The sequence below is a fragment of the Paucibacter hankyongi genome (assembly GCF_037482915.1).
Lineage (GTDB): Bacteria > Pseudomonadota > Gammaproteobacteria > Burkholderiales > Burkholderiaceae_C > Paucibacter_A > Paucibacter_A hankyongi.
Genome location: NZ_JBBHJX010000008.1, coordinates 13139 through 31950, shown reverse-complemented (window position 1 = coordinate 31950; position 18812 = coordinate 13139). Strand labels below are relative to the sequence as shown.

13 protein-coding genes are annotated in these 18812 nt (G+C 62.8%); 3 read left to right on the top strand and 10 right to left on the bottom strand.

What is annotated here, in order from left to right; all coding sequences use genetic code 11:
- Positions 1–9 precede the first annotated feature (9 nt).
- Complete coding sequence (locus tag WG899_RS13155) at positions 10–3033, bottom strand: ExeM/NucH family extracellular endonuclease (RefSeq protein ID WP_339596109.1); 3024 nt, start codon at positions 3031–3033, stop codon at positions 10–12.
- A gap of 477 nt (positions 3034–3510) precedes the next feature.
- On the opposite strand from WG899_RS13155, the gene WG899_RS13150 reads away from it, so the two are divergent.
- From WG899_RS13150 to WG899_RS13140, 3 genes are all read left to right on the top strand, one after another.
- Positions 3511–5268, top strand: a complete 1758-nt coding sequence (locus tag WG899_RS13150; RefSeq protein ID WP_339596108.1) for an ABC transporter ATP-binding protein — start codon at positions 3511–3513, stop codon at positions 5266–5268.
- Positions 5255–7024, top strand: coding sequence for an ABC transporter ATP-binding protein (locus WG899_RS13145; protein WP_339596107.1), 1770 nt, complete (start codon positions 5255–5257; stop codon positions 7022–7024). Before WG899_RS13150 ends, WG899_RS13145 begins: the two co-directional genes overlap by 14 nt.
- Before the next feature lie 160 nt (positions 7025–7184).
- A complete protein-coding gene (locus WG899_RS13140) occupies positions 7185–8270 on the top strand; it encodes a hypothetical protein (RefSeq protein WP_339596106.1) in 1086 nt (361 codons plus the stop codon).
- Between the two features lie 3 nt (positions 8271–8273).
- On the opposite strand, the gene WG899_RS13135 is transcribed toward WG899_RS13140, so the two are convergent.
- The 9 genes from WG899_RS13135 to murG form a co-directional block, all read right to left on the bottom strand.
- Positions 8274–8459 (bottom strand): hypothetical protein, encoded by a 186-nt coding sequence (locus WG899_RS13135; protein WP_339596105.1) that lies wholly within the window; start codon positions 8457–8459, stop codon positions 8274–8276.
- A gap of 15 nt (positions 8460–8474) precedes the next feature.
- A complete protein-coding gene (lpxC, locus tag WG899_RS13130; RefSeq protein ID WP_339596104.1) occupies positions 8475–9410 on the bottom strand; it encodes a UDP-3-O-acyl-N-acetylglucosamine deacetylase in 936 nt (311 codons plus the stop codon).
- A gap of 5 nt (positions 9411–9415) precedes the next feature.
- Positions 9416–11635: a sensor histidine kinase gene (locus WG899_RS13125; RefSeq protein WP_339596103.1), complete on the bottom strand. Its 2220-nt coding sequence runs from the start codon at positions 11633–11635 to the stop codon at positions 9416–9418.
- Between the two features lie 109 nt (positions 11636–11744).
- Positions 11745–12995 carry a cell division protein FtsZ gene (gene ftsZ, locus WG899_RS13120; RefSeq protein WP_339596102.1) on the bottom strand — a complete coding sequence of 417 codons (1251 nt, stop codon included), beginning with the start codon at positions 12993–12995 and terminating at the stop codon, positions 11745–11747.
- Between the two features lie 194 nt (positions 12996–13189).
- Positions 13190–14419: a cell division protein FtsA gene (ftsA, locus tag WG899_RS13115; protein ID WP_339596101.1), complete on the bottom strand. Its 1230-nt coding sequence runs from the start codon at positions 14417–14419 to the stop codon at positions 13190–13192.
- Positions 14420–14430: 11 nt separating this feature from the next.
- Complete coding sequence (locus WG899_RS13110; RefSeq protein ID WP_339596100.1) at positions 14431–15279, bottom strand: cell division protein FtsQ/DivIB; 849 nt, start codon at positions 15277–15279, stop codon at positions 14431–14433.
- 13 nt (positions 15280–15292) lie between these two features.
- Positions 15293–16276 carry a D-alanine--D-alanine ligase gene (locus tag WG899_RS13105; RefSeq protein WP_339596099.1) on the bottom strand — a complete coding sequence of 328 codons (984 nt, stop codon included), beginning with the start codon at positions 16274–16276 and terminating at the stop codon, positions 15293–15295.
- A complete protein-coding gene (gene murC, locus WG899_RS13100; protein ID WP_339596098.1) occupies positions 16273–17679 on the bottom strand; it encodes a UDP-N-acetylmuramate--L-alanine ligase in 1407 nt (468 codons plus the stop codon). Before murC ends, WG899_RS13105 begins: the two co-directional genes overlap by 4 nt.
- Entirely contained in the window at positions 17676–18764 is a 1089-nt protein-coding gene (gene murG / locus WG899_RS13095) for an undecaprenyldiphospho-muramoylpentapeptide beta-N-acetylglucosaminyltransferase (RefSeq protein ID WP_339596097.1), read from the bottom strand. Before murG ends, murC begins: the two co-directional genes overlap by 4 nt.
- Between the last annotated feature and the right edge of the window lie 48 nt (positions 18765–18812).

Genomic DNA, 18812 nt, shown 5'->3' with positions numbered 1-18812 from the left:
CTCCTCGAATTAGAACTTGAAGCTATTGGCTTGCACGGCCGCGCATGCCACACCCTTGAGCGTGACCACCGGACGCGACTTGGCAGCACCAGCCGCGCCATCGGGGTCATAACCGATCAACGCGCCACCAGCGGAAGCCGAGCAGGTCAGAAAGCCCTGGGCCAGTGGATCGTTGCTGCTGATGCCGACATTGCGCAGCAAGCCCGTGAAGACCAGCAGATCGACGCCGGGTTTGAAGTCGGTGATGGTGTCCAGGCCATCGGCGCCGGTGTTGTAGACGAACTGGTCACGGCCGCCATTGCCGGTCAGGGTGTCGCGACCCAGACCGCCTTCGATCACATCATCACCGGGTGTGCCGACGATCACATCATTGGCATTCGTGCCCTTGATGCTCTTGACCAGGTTCAGGCCCAGCAGCATCGGGTCATGGTCGGAGGACTTGAACGCTGTTGGCTGGTAGTAGCCGGCCGGGTTGAACTCGGTGTTGTAGTCGATCACGGTCGGCTCATCGGCATTGATGTGCCAAGAAGTCGCGTAGCTGACCTTGGAGGCAATGGACGCGGTGCCGAAGCCATGGTCCAAACGGCCGGCGAAGCCGTCGAACACATAGGAGTAATGAGCCGGGTCAAACTTACCCACCAGATCAACGATGGCACCGTCGTGGGTCAACTCGTAGACCGGGTCTTCCTGCGCGTAGGCATTGAAGTCACCCAGCAAGACCACGTCTTGCGTGGCGGCCGTGGCTTGGACTTGGCCGACAAATTCGCGCAAGCGCTTGGCTTGGTCGACGCGGTGGGCGTTGTAGCAGCCTTGCAGGTCGCCCTGGTCGGCATCCACACCGGCAGCGCCGCTGCAGCTCTTGGACTTGAGGTGATTGACCACCACCGCAAAGCGCTCACCGTTCGGCGCCAGGAAGCCTTGGGCATAGGTCGGGCGGTTGTTGACCGGGTCGGTGTCCGACAAGGTCGAGCCGATCAGCTTCAGCTTGGCGGGCTTGTAGATCATGGCCACGCGGATGGCGTCGCTGCCGGTGTCGGCAGGCAGCGGAGCAGCAGCATAGGTGCCGGGGCCCATGGCGGCGTTCAGGCCGTCGACCAAATTCAACAAGGCCACATTGCCATTGTTCTGGATCTCCATCAGGCCCACCACATCGGCGTTGATGCTGCTGATCGAAGCCACAAGCTTGTTGCGCTGACGGTTGAACTCGTTCAGGTTGTCGGCGCCGCGGCAGTTGGCGGCCGACACGGCACCGCCCAGGCTGCAGCCCTGGCCGGTCTTGCCATCGGCGGTCTTGCCATCGGTGAAGGTGGTGAAGTAGTTCAAGACATTGGCGCTGGCGATGCGCACATTGCCGCCGACCGCGGGGGCCGTGGCCGAGCGGGGGTTGCTGCGCGTGAACACCGGCTTACCCACCGGCTGCAGGCGATACATATACGCGCCGGTCGCGGTGTTGCTGGTGGCCGGGCCGTAGTCGACCACGCCGGTCAGCGACTCGATCGTGTCGCCGGCGCGCACCGTCATGTCCTCGCCGATGAAGGGCACCGGGTTCGGGTTCTGGACGCTGTTGTTGTCGTCCAAGATGATGGCGCGGTCCAGATTTGCCTTGGCCAAGGCCTGCGCATCGGGGCCGGGGCGCATGACATTGGTGGGGTTGAGCAGGCGACCGCCGGCGGCCAGAGTCATCTGACCATAGCGACCCAGGAAGTAGTTCTGCTGCACCATCACCGGGCCGGTCAGGTTGACCAGCATGCCTTCATAGGCCTCCAGACCGCCGCTGGCCAGCGTAGCCAAATTGACGGCGGTGGGCTCCACGGCGTTGCCGCTGCTGAGCACGGTCAGGCCCGTGATGTTCTTCAGCTGGGTGATGGAGCTTTTGCCCGAGGTGAACTCGGTGACCAGGCCACTCAGACGCAGCTCTTGGCCAACACTGACGGTGGGTGCAGTGACGGTGTAGACAAAAATGCCGTCCGAGGTGGCGGGGTTGCCGTCTCCGACGCGGTCTTGCATATAGAAGCCGGTCGAGGTCAGGTAGGTGACGATGCCGCCGGTGCTGACGGTCGCGCCTTCCATCGGGCTCTTGTCGCCGCTGCCCTGCATGCTGTAGATCGGGGTGAAGCCGGCAGCCGTCACCTTGATGGTGCAGCTGGCGGTTTGCGCTTCGTTATTGGCCCAGTTCAGGTTCAGGCTGTAGCTACCACCGGCCACGCTGCTGGCGACTTCAATCTCTTGGGTTGCCACGCCACCATCGGCGCTGGCCGCGGTGAAGGCACCCAGGGTGAAGGCCGCAGGCCAGCTGCCGCTGATGGCGGCGGCATTGACGATGCTGTCCGCATCGCTGGCGCGGACGCTGAAGCGGGTGGCGGTGCCAGCGGTGATGCTGGTGTCGGGGCAGACCGGCACGATCGGCTTGTCCAGCGGCGGGACCACGCCGCCGCAAACATTGGCCGGCGTGGCCAGGCTGCGCGGTGTGGGAGCGCCGACATTGAAGTCGCCGCTGTTGTTGTCGGTATCGAGGCAACCGGCGTCCTTGCGCTGGGCGGCGGTGGTGTTGCTCAGGGCCGGTGTGGCGCTGATTTCGCTGCCATTGACGGCGCCATAGCCCACCAGGTCCACCAAGTTGCCACCGCTGGGGTTGGCGCCGCTCAAGGCAGTGGAGGACGACACCAGGGCGACCTTGCCGTCGCTGCCGGACATGTTGATGCCAGCGTTCAAGTCACCGGTCAGCGGCGTGCCGCCTGTGCCAGCACCTTGAGCGATCAGGAAGTAGCGACCCGGCTCCAACACGGTGTTGGCGGGAATCGCAGTGACTTGCCAGCTGGTGCCGGCCTTAGCGCCATATTGCACCGACCAGCCACCGATGTTCACGGCGTTCTGGCCGGCATTGAAGATTTCGATGAAATCGTTCTTGATCGTGGCACCGGTATTGCCGCCACCCCCATAGACCTGGCTGATGACGACGCCACTGCTCGAGGCCATGGCCGCGGGGACTGCAAAGGCCGCGGCCAACAGGGCGGCGAGAGTATTCAATTTCATGCTTGATTCCCAGAGGGTGAGGTTTTGTACGAAAAGAAAATGCACAAACCGGACCTATCGGCAAGCAGCAATCGGCAGGCAGGCAAACGTTTGCACCTCCCCACTATCACCTTGCTCGGCGACCCGTTGAGACGCATGCTAGCGACAAACTGTGACAGCTTGAGACACCGTATTCACGGGGGGTCTAACGCCTAAAAAACCCGACACCACCCAAGCCAAAGGGTTTACCCATGAGTCGATCGACCTGCCACACAGCAAGTGATTCAGAGTGACACAAACTCAAGGCGCCGGTCGCACTAGGCCGAGGCAAGATGCATCACAGCAGGGGCAAACACCTAGCGGCAAATCGACCACAAACTCCGGCCAGCGCACACATCAAAACCACACCGCCCGCCCCCGCATGAATCGCGCGACGCCCACCTAGAATCAACAGCATCCCTTCCTCGGCTCGCCGCCGGCAGCCTCGCTTCGACTCACATGACCCTGAACCAGATGCTGCTCGGCTTTGTGCGCCGACATTGGCCGGCTTATGCCTCGGCCGCCCTGATGCTGGCCAGCATTGCGCTGTTGACCGTGTGGATTCCGCGTCAGGTCGGGCATGTGGTGGATGGCTTGGTGGCCGGCTCACTGCACGGCCACCAACTGCTGCAAGAACTTGGGCTGCTGGTGGCCTGCGGCCTGAGCATTTATTTGCTGCGCGTCGGCTGGCGCCTGGCCTTGTTCGCGGCTGCCTATCGGCTCGGCCAGCAACTGCGTACCCGGCTCTATCAAGGCCTGACCCTGCAAGGCCCGGTGTTCTTTCAGGACAAGCGCAGCGGCGACCTGATGGCGCTGGCGACCAATGACATCGACGCGGTCGAGATGGCCGCCGGCGAGGCCTTGCTGGCCGCCTTTGACGGCTCGCTGACCTTGCTGCTGGTGCTGAGCATGATGACGCTGGGCATCGACTGGCGGCTCGGCCTGGCGGCGCTGATCCCCTTCCCTTTCATGGCCTTCGCCTTCTGGCGCATCTCCAATCAAGTACATATCGCTTGGCAGAGTTCATTGGCGCGCTTTTCCACCCTCAACCAGCATGTGCAAGAAGGCCTGGCCGGCGTGCGCACACTGCGCGCGCTGGGCCTGGTGGCGCGCAACACCCGGCAATTCAGCGAGTTAGCCGACAGCGCCGGCGAAGCCAGCTACCGAGCACAGCGCTGGGAGGCGGCGTTCGAGCCCGCCGTCGGCATGAGCTTGAGCGCTGCAACGACGATTGCCCTGGGCCTGGGCGGCTGGCTGGTGGCGCGCCAAGAGCTCAGCATTGGGCAACTGACCGCCTTCACCATGTATCTGGGTCAGCTGATTTGGCCGATGTTTGCCGCCGGCTGGGTGCTCTCGCTACTGGAACGCGGCCGCGCCGCCTGGGACCGCCTGACGCCCGTCCTGGAGGCCCCCGTAACGCTGCAAGACAGCGGCAGTTTGCCCCTGCCCACACCCGCGGGACTGAGCTTCGATCAAGTCGGATTCAAATACCCGCAGGCCGAACGCAAGGCGCTGGACGACATCACGCTGCAGCTGCAGCCGGGCCAGACCTTGGGACTGGTCGGCCCGACAGGCGCCGGCAAATCGACCGTGCTGCGCCTGCTGCTGCGTCAATTTGAACCGCTGGCCGGCCAGGTTTCGATCGGCGGCCAGCCCTTGCCTGCCTTGAGTCTGCAAGCGCTGCGCCTGGGTCTGGCCTGGGTGCCACAGGAGCCGTTTTTGTTCTCGGCCTCGATCGCCGAGAACATCGCCCTGGCCAAGCCCGAGGCCAGCGCCGCCGAGATTCAAGCGGCGGCCGAGATGGCGGCCGTGCACGAAGACATCCTGCGCCTGCCCGCTGGCTATGCCACCGAAATTGGCGAACGTGGGGTCACGCTGTCCGGGGGGCAGCGGCAACGCGTCGCGATCGCCCGCGCGCTCTTGTCCGATGCACCGATCCTGTTGCTGGACGATGCACTGTCGGCGGTGGACACCGGCACCGAAACGCAGATCCTCGAGCACCTGCGCGAGCTGCGCCGCAGCCGCCCGGAGCGCAGCAGCCTGATCGTCAGCCACCGCCTCAGCGCGGTGATGGAAGCCGAACACATCATCGTCATCCAGCAAGGCCGCATCACCGAACAGGGCAGCCACGCCGAGTTGCTGGCCCTGGACGGCGGCTGGTATGCCACGCAATGGCGCTATCAACAACTGGAGGCCAGCATTGATGCCGAGCTCTGAAGATCAAGCCCTGCCGGCCAAGGAGCGCCCCTGGGCCTCGGTGGGCCTGTTGATGCAAGCCGCCGCGCCGGAGCGACCAACGCTGTTGCGCGGCGTGTTTTGGTTGCTGCTGGCGGCGGGAGTGGAGGCGCTGGGCCCCGTCATCAGCAAGCATTTCATTGACAGCTATTTGCAGCCGCGCCAGTTCGACGTGCAGGCCATGGGCGGCTTGTTGCTGGCCCTGCTTTTGTGCGGCTGGAGCGCCTGCTGGATTCGCTTTGCGCAGCTCTCGCGCATGGCCGGCGTGGCGCGGCGCTCGGTGCTGCGCCTGCGCGAGCAGGTCTATGCCCATGTGCTGGCCTTGCCGATGGCCTTCTTTGACAAAGCCATCACCGGCCAGCTGGTCAGCCGTGTCACCAATGACAGCGAAGCGGTCAATACCCTCTACCGCCAGGTGCTGTACGTGATGCTGGACTCCAGCATCGTGGTGATCGGCTCGCTGATCGCGATGGCCTGGTTGGACTGGCGCTTGATGCTGATCGTCGCCATGCTGGTGCCGGCCATGTTCTTGATCATTGCGCTCTACCAGCGCTTGAGTGCGCCGGCGGTGGCGCGCGCGCGCCAACTGCGCAGCGAAATCAATGCGCAAATGGCCGAGAGCATGGCCGGCATGGCGATGCTGCAAGCGGCCGGCGCGGCGCCGCGATTTGCGCAGCGCTTCGAGCGCACCAATGGCGATCATTTGCGGGCCCGCGTGGCCGAGCTCAGCGCCAATGCCTGGCTGTTGCGGCCGGCGCTCGACCTGCTCAATGTGCTGCTCTTGGTCACCGTTATTTATGGCTTTGGTCAGCGCGAGCTGTCGGGCCTGGAGGTGGGCCTGCTGTTCGCCTTCCTCAGCTACATCGCCCGGGTGGTTGAACCGCTGATCCAGATCACCATGCAGTTTGGCCAGCTGCAGCAGTCGATGATTGCCGCCTCGCGGGTGCGCAGCCTGCTGCAGGAAACGGCCCCCGTCACGAGCACCCTGCCCGGCCTGGCGATCGACAAAGGGCATATTCAGATCGAAAGCCTCGGCTTTGGCTATGACGCTCAAAAGCCGGTGCTGAAGGACCTGAGCCTGGACATTCCTGCCGGGCAATTTGTCGGCATCGTCGGCCACACTGGCAGCGGCAAGTCGACGCTGCTCTCGCTGCTGCTGCGCTTTTACAGCGCGCAGCAGGGTTCGATCCGCATCGACGGCCACGCCCTGGCCAGTCTGCCGGACGAGGCCTTCCGCGCCGCCGTTGGCCTGGTGCCGCAAGAGCCCTATTTGATGGCGGCGAGCGCCAGCGAGAACATCGCCATGGGACGCAATATCAGCCAAGACGAAATCCGCGCCGCGGCCCGCGCGGCCCGCATCGATGATTTCCTGTCCGAGTTGCCGCAAGGTTATGACACCTTGCTGGGCGAAGGCGGCGCACGGGTGTCCACCGGGCAAAAGCAATTGATCGCCATGGCACGGGCCTTGGCGGGCGCGCCGCGCATCCTGTTCCTGGACGAGGCCACGGCCAATATCGACAGCGCCACCGAGCAGGTGGTCAGCGAAGCGCTGCAAGCGCTGCGTGGACGGGTGACCATCGTGGCGATCGCGCACCGGCTCTCCACCATCCGCGAGGCCGACCAGATCATCGTGCTGAATCACGGCCATCTGAGCGAGCGTGGCCGTCATGAAGAATTGATGGCGCTGGAGCATGGCATCTATCAACGCCTGGTGGCCTTGCAGGCCTTGGAAACTTGAGGCTGGGCGCCTTAAAGCGCCCGCTCAAATACCGACTTGCATGACCGCAGCGCGGCGGTTTTTTAGGTGGAGATAGTCCATACGGCGCGACGCCTGGCGACACGCTTGTCACCATCAACTGCGACAGTTCCGGCTCAGTCAAACTCGAACGGATCGTGTCATGAGACCAGAGCAAAGGCATCAATTCGGCAAGTTGGCCTTGCCCATGGCCATCGCCACCGGCGTGGTGATTTGCGTCGCGGCCGGCGCGATTTGGGTCACGCAGGCCAAGGCCTCATCGAGCAGCACGGCGACGCCCCAAGCCCCACTCGCCTCGGCGACACCCAGCAGCGCGGCGCGCCAAGAAAGCGCCGAGGAGTCCTTGCAGCGCTACGCCAGCATTTGCGAATCGGCCGTGCGCGAGCGCCGCTTTGATTTGGCCATCGAACGCTGCCAGGAGTTCACGCAGGTGGAAAGCCTGGCGGCCAAGGCCTATGCCAGCATGGCGGTCGCAGCCATGCTGCGCGAAGGCCGCGCCAACAGCGAGCAGGCGCAAAGCGCCAAATACGCCGAGCAGGCGGCCAAGCTGAAGGACCCGCTGGGGCAGATGATCCTGGCCTTCCACGCCCTGAACGGCTATAGCGCCACGAACTTGAATGAGCAGCAGACCGAGACGTTCTTGCTTGAGGCCCAAAAAGGCGGCGTCGACAAAGCGGCCTTGTTGCTCGACAGCATGAAGCAAGGCCGGCAATGCCGTGAGCAAGCCAAGGTGCAACTGTTTGAGTTGCCTATGTTTTGCTTGAACCGCGGTGAATTGCGCAGCGCCCTGAAGGCCATGGGCTTGCGCGAGCAGGAGCAAAACAACGGCAGCGAGCGTGAGGTCTTCAACCTCGGTGACTTGCTGCCCGGCGCCAAGCAGTTGACGCTGCAGTACGCGCGCGAGACGCCCTCCTATCTGCTCAAGCCAGCCCTGCTGAGCTACCGCTTCAGCCACCAAGACCCGCTCGCCTTGGCGCAAACCCAGCAACGCATCGTCGAGGGCTTGCGCAAGAAATACGGTGAGCCCCTGCGCAGTGCCGACGCCAGTGCGCCCAGCCAATGGCGCACGAGCGATGGCATCGAGATCGAACTGCGCCACGAGGGCAATGCCGAACTGTTGCTCAGCTATCAGATGGCATCACGCGTGACCGCCCTGCGAGAGCAGACGCTGGCGCAGGAACAGCGCCGGCTTGAGAAGCTGAGCGCGCAAACGCTGAAGGCGATTTAAGCCTTACAACATCATCGCCAGCCGTTCCAAGATCAGCACGGCGAAAAAGCCCAGCCCCGCCAGCACGGTCCATTTGATGATGACCAAACCGCGGCGGCGCCAGATCACCTGGCCACTGCCGATATAGAGCGCAAAACACACGATGCCGGCAAACAGCAGCAGGCCAACGACGAGACGAAAGATCAACATAGGCGCTGCGTTCCCTTACCAGGCCGGGGCCAACTGGGCGAAGCCGGCTGGTGCCTCGGCTTCGTCTTCGAAGCTGACGATGTCATAGGCCGTCTCATCGGCCAACAGCGCACGCAAGAGCTTGTTGTTAAGCGCGTGGCCACCCTTGAAGGAGGTGTAGGCCGCCAGCAGCGGGTAGCCGGCTACCTGCATATCGCCGATCGCATCGAGGATCTTGTGTTTGACGAACTCATCGTCATAGCGCAACCCATCGGCGTTCAGCACCCGGTAGTCATCGACAACGATGGCGTTGTCCATCGAGCCACCCAGAGTCAGGCCACGCGAGCGCATCAGTTCGATATCGCTGGTCATGCCGAAGGTTCGGGCGCGCGCGATTTCACGCTTGTATTGGCCGCTGCCCATGTCGAAGACATATTGCTGGCCGGTGGCGGAAACCGCCGGGTTGTCGAACTCGATCTCAAAGCTGAGCGTATAGCCATGGTGCGGCGCCAGCTTGGCCCACATCAGACGCTTGCCCTCGCCCTGGCGCACCTCGACGGTCTTTTTAACGCGCAAGAACTTCTTGGCGGCCTTTTGCAATTCGATGCCCGCACTCTGCAGCAGGTAGACAAAACTGGCGGCCGAGCCATCCAAAATCGGCACCTCGTCGGCGTTGATGTCGACGTAAAGATTGTCCAAACCGAGGCCCGCGCAGGCAGACAGCAGGTGTTCGATGGTTTGCACCTTGGGGCCGCCGGGGTCGCCTCCGGGGCTGACGGTGGTGGCCATGCGGGTGTCACAAACGGTATCGGCGCGCACCGGAATGTCGACCGGGGTGTTCAGGTCCACACGGCGGAACACGATGCCGGTATTGGCCGGCGCCGGGCGCAGCGTCAACTCGACACGTTGCCCGCTGTGGATGCCGACGCCAACGGCCTTGGTCAGCGATTTGAGAGTTCTTTGTTGCAACATAAGGGTCAAATTGTCCGCGAATCTGTCGGGCCTTGCTGATCAGGGGTCGGAGGACGGAGCACCGGCAGGCGCAGACTCAGGCGGGTACCGTGGCCGGGGCTGGAGTCGATGCGAACCGCACCACCGAGGCGCTGCGCGCGGCGCTGCTGGCTCTTCAGGCCGCGGCCGCGCTGCGCCGTGGCCAGATCGAAGCCATCGCCATCGTCCTCGACACGGATTTCCACATAGCGACCATGATTGCGCGTCACCATGCGCACCCGCGTCGCGCGGGCATGCTTGAGCACATTGCTCAGCGCCTCCTGCATCAGGCGCAGCACATGCAGCGCATCGGGTGGCTCCAACCATTCCAGCATCGGCAGGTCCTGCACATCCCATTCCAGCATCAGGCCGCCGGCCTGCAGGCGCTTGCCCAAGCGGTAGCGCATGGTTGCCAGCAGAGCCACCAGGTCATGAGCCACCGGCTCCAGCGAGTCGATCACCAAACGCAGATCGTCAACGCATTCGCGCAGCACCTCGACCACCTTGTCTTGGTCCATGCTGCCCTGCTCCACCGCCACCATGGCCGACAGGAGCGAGGAGCCAAGGCCGTCGTGCATGTCCTGCATCAGGCGCTGGCGCTCCAGCAACAAGGCCTGCTGACGCTCGGCCTCGCGCAGGCGCTGGTGCTGAGCCTGCAGGGCGCTGCTTTGCTCCTGCAGTCGTTCCGTCAACTGGGTGTTCAGCAACTCGACTTTTTGCAGGGCCGCCAGATAGCGCCGCTGCACCGCGAACAAAAACGTCGCCACCGAAATCAAGGTGGCATAGGGCAGCAAGTAGATGTGTTCGGGCCAAGCCCAACCGGCCAGCAAAGCCAAATCATGCAGGCCGAGCAAGAGGCAAAGCAGTAGACTCAACACGATGACGCGCAGTTCCTTGCCGTTATCAGGCTCCCCGGAGCCTTCAGCAGGCACCGAACTCAACGGGATGCCTCGCAGTGCCAGCCCACCCAAGAACAAGGTGCACAGCACGCCCACCAAGGCATTGGCCGAATGCTGCAACAAGGGCGCGCCCATGACCGAGTGCCACCAGGGCAGGGTCAGCAGGCTGATGAGCAGCACAAAACCGACCATGCCGCGCTCGAGCGCTTGGAAGCGCCGATGGGCATAGCGCAGGGCGAACAGAAAAATCAGCAACATCACCCAGGACAGAGCCGCGTGGGTCATCCACCAAAACCACTCTTGTCCCAAATGCGTGCGCGGCAAGTCCAGGTAGTAATGCAGATTGCGCAAAAGCCAGGCCACCGAAAGCAAGGCGAACAGCAGGTAGGCTGGTTCATCCCGACGCCGCAGCCACAGGCACAACGAAAACAAGCCCAGCACCACCAACGTCAAGCCGGTGGCCTGCGGCACGCTGATCTGCAGCATCCAGCGGCGCCTTTGCAAGGGCTCCAGATCCTCCCGCGCCCCCAGCCAGACACTGGGAACCGAATGAAAACTTCCCGCCTGAACCGGGACCGCCAACACCACCTCGATGCCCTGCTCCTTGGGCAATTCGGTCAGCGCCGATGGGAAGACCGCCCAAAGCGGGCGCACCCATTGCTCGCCAGCGCCGGCCTGGTTGTCGAACACCGGCTGCCAGCCATCGTCGGTGTGCACCAAGACCGCTGCGGCCATCGCCACCAATCGCGGCATGTAGAGCGCCACACTGGTCGGCCACGCGCCTTCCGGTGTGAAGCGCAGTCGGTACCAGCGCATCTGGACGGGCCCACGGGCCGAGGCTTCGAGACCATCAGGTGCCATCACTTCGCCGGATGCACGCACATCCGGCAGCACCACCGGCGACCAGGCCTCGCGCTTGTCCGGCGGCAGAAGATGGGCCGGCAGGCTGGCATGACGACGGGCACGATCGCCGCGGCGGTCGCTGCCCAGATCGCTGCCTCGCAGAGCCGTTCGCCAGGCCTCCAGATCGGCGCGACTCCAGTTGCTGAGCGCCAGTTCGGCCGCAAAGTTGCGCAAGTCGGCGGGCTGAGTGGTCGAAGACCCGCCCTCATCCACCTCAGCAGGCGACTGAGCCCAAGCCGACCGAGGCGCCACCCCCAATGTGAACAGCCAAAGCATCACCAGCGCGGGCAGGACGCTGCGCACGCGGGCCAGCATGGCGGGCCAGCCAGACTTGATGTGGTTTCTTGCGGTGGCGTCACACATGCCAAAAGGGCCTCGCAGCATCTCCTTGGATTGGGTCAACATGCAGCATGCCACAGCCGTTAGCGCCACAAAAACAACAAGGCCCGCTGCGAGAAGGTGAACTCCCCGTAGTGGGCCTTGAACATAGCGCTGGCCTTGTGGGCCAGCCGGATCAGTCAGCCTGCTTGCGCAAGAAGGCCGGGATCTCGATTTCGTCCATGCCGTTCGACGAGAGCGCCTCGACCTTGGCCGCTGCGGTACGGCCATGGCGCCAGACGCTCGGCACGCTCATGCCGGCGAAGTCATTGCCACCGCCCACTTGCGCAGCGCCAACACCGTTACCGGCGTGGGCCACATGGCCACCCATGCTGACCGCTTGCGTCAGCACCGGCATATTGTCGGTACCGGTACGCAATTGAACTTGCGGTTGCACCACGGTCAGCGGCGGCTGCTGCTGCACCCGGGCACGCTGCGAGGACAAGCCGGTCGCAATCACGGTGACGCGCAAGGTGTCGCCCAGGCTTTCGTCGTAGGCCGTACCGTAGATGATGTGCGCATCTTCAGCGGCATAGCGCTTAACGGCATTCATCGCATTGCGGCTTTCGGCCAGCTTGAAGGTGCTGCGGTTCGCTGCGATCAACACCAGCACGCCACGCGCGCCGGACAGATCGATGCCTTCCAACAGGGGGCAAGCGACTGCCGCTTCGGCCGCCTTGGCAGCGCGATCCGGACCACTGGCCACGGCTGTGCCCATCATCGCTTTGCCCGGCTCGCTCATCACGGTCTTGACGTCTTCGAAGTCGACGTTGACCAAGCCCGGCATATGAATAATGTCGGAAATGCCGCCAACAGCGTTCTTCAGCACGTCATTGGCGTGAGCGAAAGCTTGGTCCTGAGTCACATCGTCACCCAGCACGTCGAGCAGCTTGTCGTTCAAGACCACGATCAAGGAGTCGACGTTCGCTTCCAACTCAGCCAAACCAGCATCGGCTGCCTTGGAACGACGGCCGCCTTCAAACTCGAAAGGCTTGGTCACCACGCCCACGGTCAGGATGCCCATCTCCTTGGCCACGCGAGCGATCACGGGGGCAGCGCCGGTGCCGGTGCCGCCACCCATGCCGGCGGTGATGAACAGCATGTGCGCGCCCTGGATCGATTCGCGAATACGCGCCTCGGCCTCTTCGGCGGCAGACTTGCCCATTTCAGGCTTGGCGCCAGCGCCCAGACCGGAAGTACCCAACTGCAGCAGCTGATCTGCCTTCGAGCGATTGAGCGCCTGAGCATCGGTGTTGGCGCAGATGAACTCCACACCCTGAACGCCTTGAGCAATCATGTGCTCCACCGCGTTGCCACCACCACCGCCCACGCCAATCACCTTGATTTGGGTGCCTTGGTCAAACTCTTCAATCATTTCGATTGGCATATTCAATTCTCCTTACCCAATTGTGCCGCCGACAAGCGTTAAAAACTACAGGGATGACCCTCTTTTTTTACTGGAGCCGCATTTTTCAGACATTTATTTCTCCGGGCCTTGCAAGCAAACGTAAGAAACTCGAAATCTTGGCCCGGCGGCTCCGCTTTATGCGTCGTGGCACGGCATCCGTGCCCGACCGCTTATTAGAAATTTCCTAGAAACCAATCCTTGGCGCGACCGAACATGGTCTTCATCGAACCCGCCTGTTGAGCCGCCTTCAAACCCCGGGTGCGAGACAGGCTGGCCTCTTCCAACAAACCCATCACAGTGGCCGAACGGGGATTGGCCACCATATCGGACAGGCCACCGGCATAGGTTGGATTGCCGCGCCGGACTGGTTTCAGGAATATGTCCTCGGCCAACTCGACCATACCCGGCATCACCGCCGAGCCGCCGGTCAGAACAATCCCCGAGGACAACAGTTCTTCATACCCGCTTTCACGAATAACCTGGTGAACCAATGAGAATATTTCCTCGACACGGGGTTCAATAACGCCAGCAAGTGCTTGTTTTGAAAGCATTCTCGGTGCGCGATCCCCCAAACCGGGCACCTCAACCTGATCCGCCGGGTCGGCCAACATCTGTTTGGCCACGCCATGCTCGACCTTGATTTCCTCGGCATCCTTGGTGGGCGTGCGCAGCGCCATCGCAATATCACTGGTAATCAAATCACCGGCGATAGGTATCACCGCGGTATGTCGAATCGACCCGCCAGTGAAGATCGCCACATCGGTGGTGCCGGCGCCAATATCGACCAGGGCAACACCCAAATCGCGCTCATCGGCGGTCAAGGCCGCCAGGCTCGAAGCGCTGGAGTTCAACACCAGTTGGTCGACCTCCAGGCCGCAGCGGCGCACACACTTGACGATGTTTTCGGCCGCACTCTGGGCGCCCGTGACAATATGAACCTTGACCTCCAAGCGGCCGCCGCTCATGCCAATTGGTTCTTTCACCTCATGGCCGTCAATCACAAATTCCTGAGGTTCGACCAATAAGAGGCGTTGATCGTTCGGAATATTGATGGCCTTGGCGGTTTCAACCACCCGGGCGACGTCGACCGGGGTGACCTCTTTGTCACGCACGATGACCATACCGGTCGAGTTCTGGCCGCGAATATGGCTACCGGTAATACCCGTGTAAACCCTAGATATCTTGCAGTCGGCCATCATTTCGGCCTCTTTCAAGGCCTGTTGAATCGACTGAACGGTGGCGTCGATATTGACCACCACGCCGCGCTTCAATCCATTTGAGGAAGCAACACCCAAACCCGCGATGCGCAACTCGCCATTGCCGAGTACTTCGGCCACCACTGCCATGATCTTGGCTGTGCCGATATCCAAGCCGACGACCAGATCTTTGTATTCCTTGGCCATGTTTCTTTTCCTCAGTTTCTTTTCGTTCGGCCATTCAAGCCGGGTTTAACCGGATTCGGCGTGGTTGATATGCCGCTCAGGCGGACCGCAAACCCTTCCGCATGGCGCAGATCGGCGGACAGCAAAGGCGCCTTATTGAGCGAAGTAATCTGGGTGATGGAGCGCACAAACTGGCCATAGCGGGCCAATATCTCGGCCTCGCTGCCTCGGCCCAACTCGATCACCGCGCCGCGCTCCAGGGCCAAACGCCAGGAGCCGCGGCCGGACAAATCGAGCCGCTCGACCTTTTCGTCGAGCCCCTTGCTGAGCGCCTGCAGGCCTTGCCACATCTGCAACATCGCGCCCGCGGTGCCGGAGGGGCCGGCCAAAATCGGCAATTCTTCGTCCTCGACGTCACCCAAATTGGCCTGGAAGACTTCGCCAAAGCTGTTCACCAGCAAGCGCTCGACGCTGGCGTCGCTCTGCGAATCGGCGCCTTCGACCTTGGTTTCCCAGTAGGCGGCGGGCTCATGCTCTTCCAACTTGACGCGCAATTTATGCGGCCACACCCTTTGCACCACCGCCCGGCGCACCCAGGGCACGGCCTCAAAAGCGGCGCGGCCCTCTTTCAGGCTCATGCTCAGGAAAGAGCCCGACAACTGAGGCAAGGCATTGGCACGCAGAGACGCGGCGCTGTTGCGAGTGACGTCACCTTCGACCTGGATCGCCCGGATGGCAAAGATCGGCAGCCGGGCCACCCAGCGCAGCGCTAGGCCGGCGGCAAACACCAGCACGGCCACCACCAACAGCCCCGACACCGCATTCATCAGGCGGACGTCGGGCGGCAAGGTGACCGGGCTGGGTTGACGGGCGGCGCGCATGAGATATTCCGACTCAGGCCTTAGGGCTCAGTTGGCCATCCAAGCGGGCTTGCGACAGCAGCCACAAGCACAGTTGCTCATAGCTCAGGCCGGCCGCCTTGGCCGAAATCGGCACCAAAGAGTGCGAAGTCATGCCGGGCGAGGTGTTCATTTCCAGCAGGAAGGGCTTGCCATCGCTCTTGCGCAACATCACATCGGCACGGCCCCAGCCGCGGCAGCCCAGCGAGCGGTAGGAACGCAAGACCAGATCACGAATCTCCGCTTCCAACTCAGGGCTCAGGCTGCCGGTGAGATAACGCGTAGTGTTGGTGAAGTACTTGTTCTGGTAGTCGTAGTTGCCGCCTTCGGCTTCGATCACGATCACCGGCAAGGCGAAAGCAGCATCGCCCTCCCCCAGCACCGGGCAGCTCATTTCCGGGCCGTCGATGAATTCCTCGCAGAGGATTTCATCGTCGTACTGAGCGGCCAAGTTCACCGCATCCAAGATTTCAGAGTAGCCCTGCACCTTGCTGATGCCAATGGTCGAGCCCTCATGCGGCGGCTTCACGATCACCGGCAAACCCAGATCATCGGGAATCGCCATGCAGCGCTCGCGGCTGATGTCGGCCTTGTTCAGCTTCACATAACGCGGCGTCGACAGGCCATCGGCCAGCCACAAGCGCTTGGTCATGATCTTGTCCATGGCGATGCTGGAGGCCATCACACCGGAGCCGGTGTAAGGAATGCCCAGCAGCTCCAAGGCGCCTTGCACCGTGCCGTCTTCGCCGTAGCGGCCGTGCAGCGCGATAAAGCAGCGGTCAAAGCCTTCCACCTTAAGCTCGTGCAGACCACGCTCAGACGGGTCAAAAGCATGGGCATCCACCCCTTGCGAGCGCAGCGCCGTCAACACACCGGGGCCGGACATGGTCAGCGAGACTTCGCGCTCGGCCGATGCGCCACCCATCAGCACGGCCACTTTGCCGAGCGACTTGGGATCGATATTCAGATCCAGATTCATGACTGGACTTCCTTCATAAGCAGGGTCTTGGTTTGTGCCGGCACGGCACCGATGGAGCCTGCGCCCATCACGATCACAACGTCGTCAGCGCGCGAAGCCGCGGCAATCGCCTGCGGCAGCACGGCCACGTCTTCAATGAATTGCAAGGCGCTAAAGCCTTGCGCTTGCAGCGCGGCCTGCAAAGCGCGGCCATCCGCACCGGCGATCACGCCTTCGCCGGCGGCATAAACCTCGGTCAGCAGCACCGCATCAAAACCGGCGATCACCCGCACGAACTCGGCAAAGCAATCGCGCGTGCGGGTGTAACGGTGCGGCTGGAAGGCCAGCACCAGGCGCCGGCCCGGGAAGGCACCGCGTGCGGCAGCCAGCACGGCGGCCATTTCAACCGGGTGATGGCCATAGTCATCCACCAGGCTGAACTCGCCGCCGCCCTGCGCCGGCAAATCGCCGTAACGCTGGAATCGCCGCCCCACGCCACCAAACTTGGCCAGCGCCGCCTGTACCGGCGCATCGGGCAGCTCCAACTCATCGGCCACCGCAATCGCGGCCAGTGCATTCAAGACGTTATGCCGACCGGCCAGATTCAGAGTCACCGGCAAATCGACGTGGCCCTTGCGTTGCACGGTGAACTGCATGCCGCCGCCGGGCAGCGCTTGCATGTCCACAGCGCGCAGGTCCAGGCCTTCATCAAAGCCATAGGTCACCACCGGCCGCGACAGCAGCGGCAAGATGGAACGCACGCCCGCATCGTCGGCGCAAAGAATGGCTGCGCCATAAAACGGCATGCGATGCAGAAACTCGACAAAGGCCAGCTTCAAACGTGCGAAGTCGTGACCATAGGTGTCCATATGGTCGGCGTCGATATTGGTGACGACCGACACCATGGGCAGCAGCTTCAGGAAAGACGCATCCGATTCATCCGCCTCCACCACGATGAACTCACCACGGCCCAAGCGCGAGTTGGCGCCGGCGCTGGCCAGCTTGCCACCGATCACAAAGCTTGGGTCCAGGCCGGCTTCGATCAAAACATCGGTCACCAGCGAGGTGGTGGTGGTCTTGCCATGGGTGCCGGCGATGGCAATGCCTTTTTGCTGACGCATCAACTCGGCCAGCATGACGGCGCGCTGCACCACCGGCAGATGACGCGCACGCGCGGCCAAGACCTCAGGGTTATCGGCCCGCACGGCGGTGGAAGTCACCACCACCTGGGCATCGCCCAAATGCTCGGCCGCATGTCCGATATGCACGGCCAGGCCCAGGCCGGCCAGGCGCTGCAGAGTCGCGCTGTCAGACTGATCCGAACCCGACACCCGGTAGCCCTGGGCTTGCAGGATCTCGGCAATGCCGCTCATGCCGGCGCCGCCGATGCCCACAAAGTGAATGCGTTGCAAAGCGTGTTTCATTGGGCGGCACTCATTTTTTCAATTTCATCGGCCACCTTGGAGGCAGCGCGGGGGCGGGCCAGGCTGCGCGCCTTCTCGGCCATGCTCAGCAGCGATTCACGGTCCATGCTCTTCAGCAGTTGATAAAGCCCTTCGGCCGTCAATTCTTCTTGCGGCAAATGAATCGCCGCGCCATGCTGGGCCATGAAGCGAGCGTTGTCGCGCTGATGCGAGGTGGTCTTGACCACCAATGGCACCAGCACGGCGGGAGTACCTGCGGCGCAGATTTCGCTCACCGTCACCGCGCCGGCGCGGCACAGAATCAAGTCGGCCTGTGCCAACTGCGCAGCCATATCGTCGATAAAGGGCAAGACGCTCACACCCTCCAGCAAGCCAGCCGCCTTGTAGGCCGCCTGCACCACGGCCAGATTGGCTTGGCCGGTTTGGTGCGTAACGGTGGGACGGCTTTCCTGCGGCCACTGGGCCAAGACCTTGGGCAAGACTTCATTGATAGCACGCGCGCCCAAAGAGCCGCCCACCACCAGAATGCGCAAAGGCCCGCTGCGGCCAGCGAAACGCTCGGCCGGTGGAGCCAGGTTTTCAATCTCGCTGCGCACCGGATTGCCAGTGACTACCGACTTGGAAGTGGACGCCGCCGCCGCGCCATCAAATCCAAAAGCAATCTTCTGCGCAAAAGGCTTCAGGCTCTTATTGCTCAAGAGCATGGCAGCATCGGCGTTCACCAACATCAGCGGCTTGCGCATCAGCCAGGCCATCAAGCCACCGGGGAAGCAGACATAACCGCCCATGCCCAGCACCGCATCGGCACTGCGCGTGCCGTAAACCGAGCGGCTTTGCACAAAAGCCTGCACCAGTTTGAAGACGCCCTTGATGCTGTGCACCAAGCCCTTGCCACGCAGACCGCCAAAAGCCAAACGATCCAGGGGAATGCCGGTCGGCGGCACCAGCTTGTTCTCCATGCCCTGCTCGGTGCCCATCCAGCTGACGGACCAACCGCGGCGCTTCATTTCTTCTGCGACGGCCAAGCCGGGAATGATGTGACCGCCGGTGCCGGCGGCCATGATGACCAAGTGTTTGGTGCTCATGCGCGGCCTCCGCGCATGAGTTGCCGATTCTGGTTTCGGCACGCGCAC

What these genes read in the sequence shown, in the direction of transcription:
- WG899_RS13155 (WP_339596109.1), bottom strand. Translation starts at nt 3,033, where the DNA reads ATGAAATTGAATACTCTCGCCGCCCTGTTGGCCGCGGCCTTTGCAGTC.
- WG899_RS13150 (WP_339596108.1), top strand. Translation starts at nt 3,511, where the DNA reads ATGACCCTGAACCAGATGCTGCTCGGCTTTGTGCGCCGACATTGGCCG.
- WG899_RS13145 (WP_339596107.1), top strand. Translation starts at nt 5,255, where the DNA reads ATGCCGAGCTCTGAAGATCAAGCCCTGCCGGCCAAGGAGCGCCCCTGG.
- WG899_RS13140 (WP_339596106.1), top strand. Translation starts at nt 7,185, where the DNA reads ATGAGACCAGAGCAAAGGCATCAATTCGGCAAGTTGGCCTTGCCCATG.
- WG899_RS13135 (WP_339596105.1), bottom strand. Translation starts at nt 8,459, where the DNA reads ATGTTGATCTTTCGTCTCGTCGTTGGCCTGCTGCTGTTTGCCGGCATC.
- lpxC (WP_339596104.1), bottom strand. Translation starts at nt 9,410, where the DNA reads ATGTTGCAACAAAGAACTCTCAAATCGCTGACCAAGGCCGTTGGCGTC.
- WG899_RS13125 (WP_339596103.1), bottom strand. Translation starts at nt 11,635, where the DNA reads ATGTTGACCCAATCCAAGGAGATGCTGCGAGGCCCTTTTGGCATGTGT.
- ftsZ (WP_339596102.1), bottom strand. Translation starts at nt 12,995, where the DNA reads ATGCCAATCGAAATGATTGAAGAGTTTGACCAAGGCACCCAAATCAAG.
- ftsA (WP_339596101.1), bottom strand. Translation starts at nt 14,419, where the DNA reads ATGGCCAAGGAATACAAAGATCTGGTCGTCGGCTTGGATATCGGCACA.
- WG899_RS13110 (WP_339596100.1), bottom strand. Translation starts at nt 15,279, where the DNA reads ATGCGCGCCGCCCGTCAACCCAGCCCGGTCACCTTGCCGCCCGACGTC.
- WG899_RS13105 (WP_339596099.1), bottom strand. Translation starts at nt 16,276, where the DNA reads ATGAATCTGGATCTGAATATCGATCCCAAGTCGCTCGGCAAAGTGGCC.
- murC (WP_339596098.1), bottom strand. Translation starts at nt 17,679, where the DNA reads ATGAAACACGCTTTGCAACGCATTCACTTTGTGGGCATCGGCGGCGCC.
- murG (WP_339596097.1), bottom strand. Translation starts at nt 18,764, where the DNA reads ATGAGCACCAAACACTTGGTCATCATGGCCGCCGGCACCGGCGGTCAC.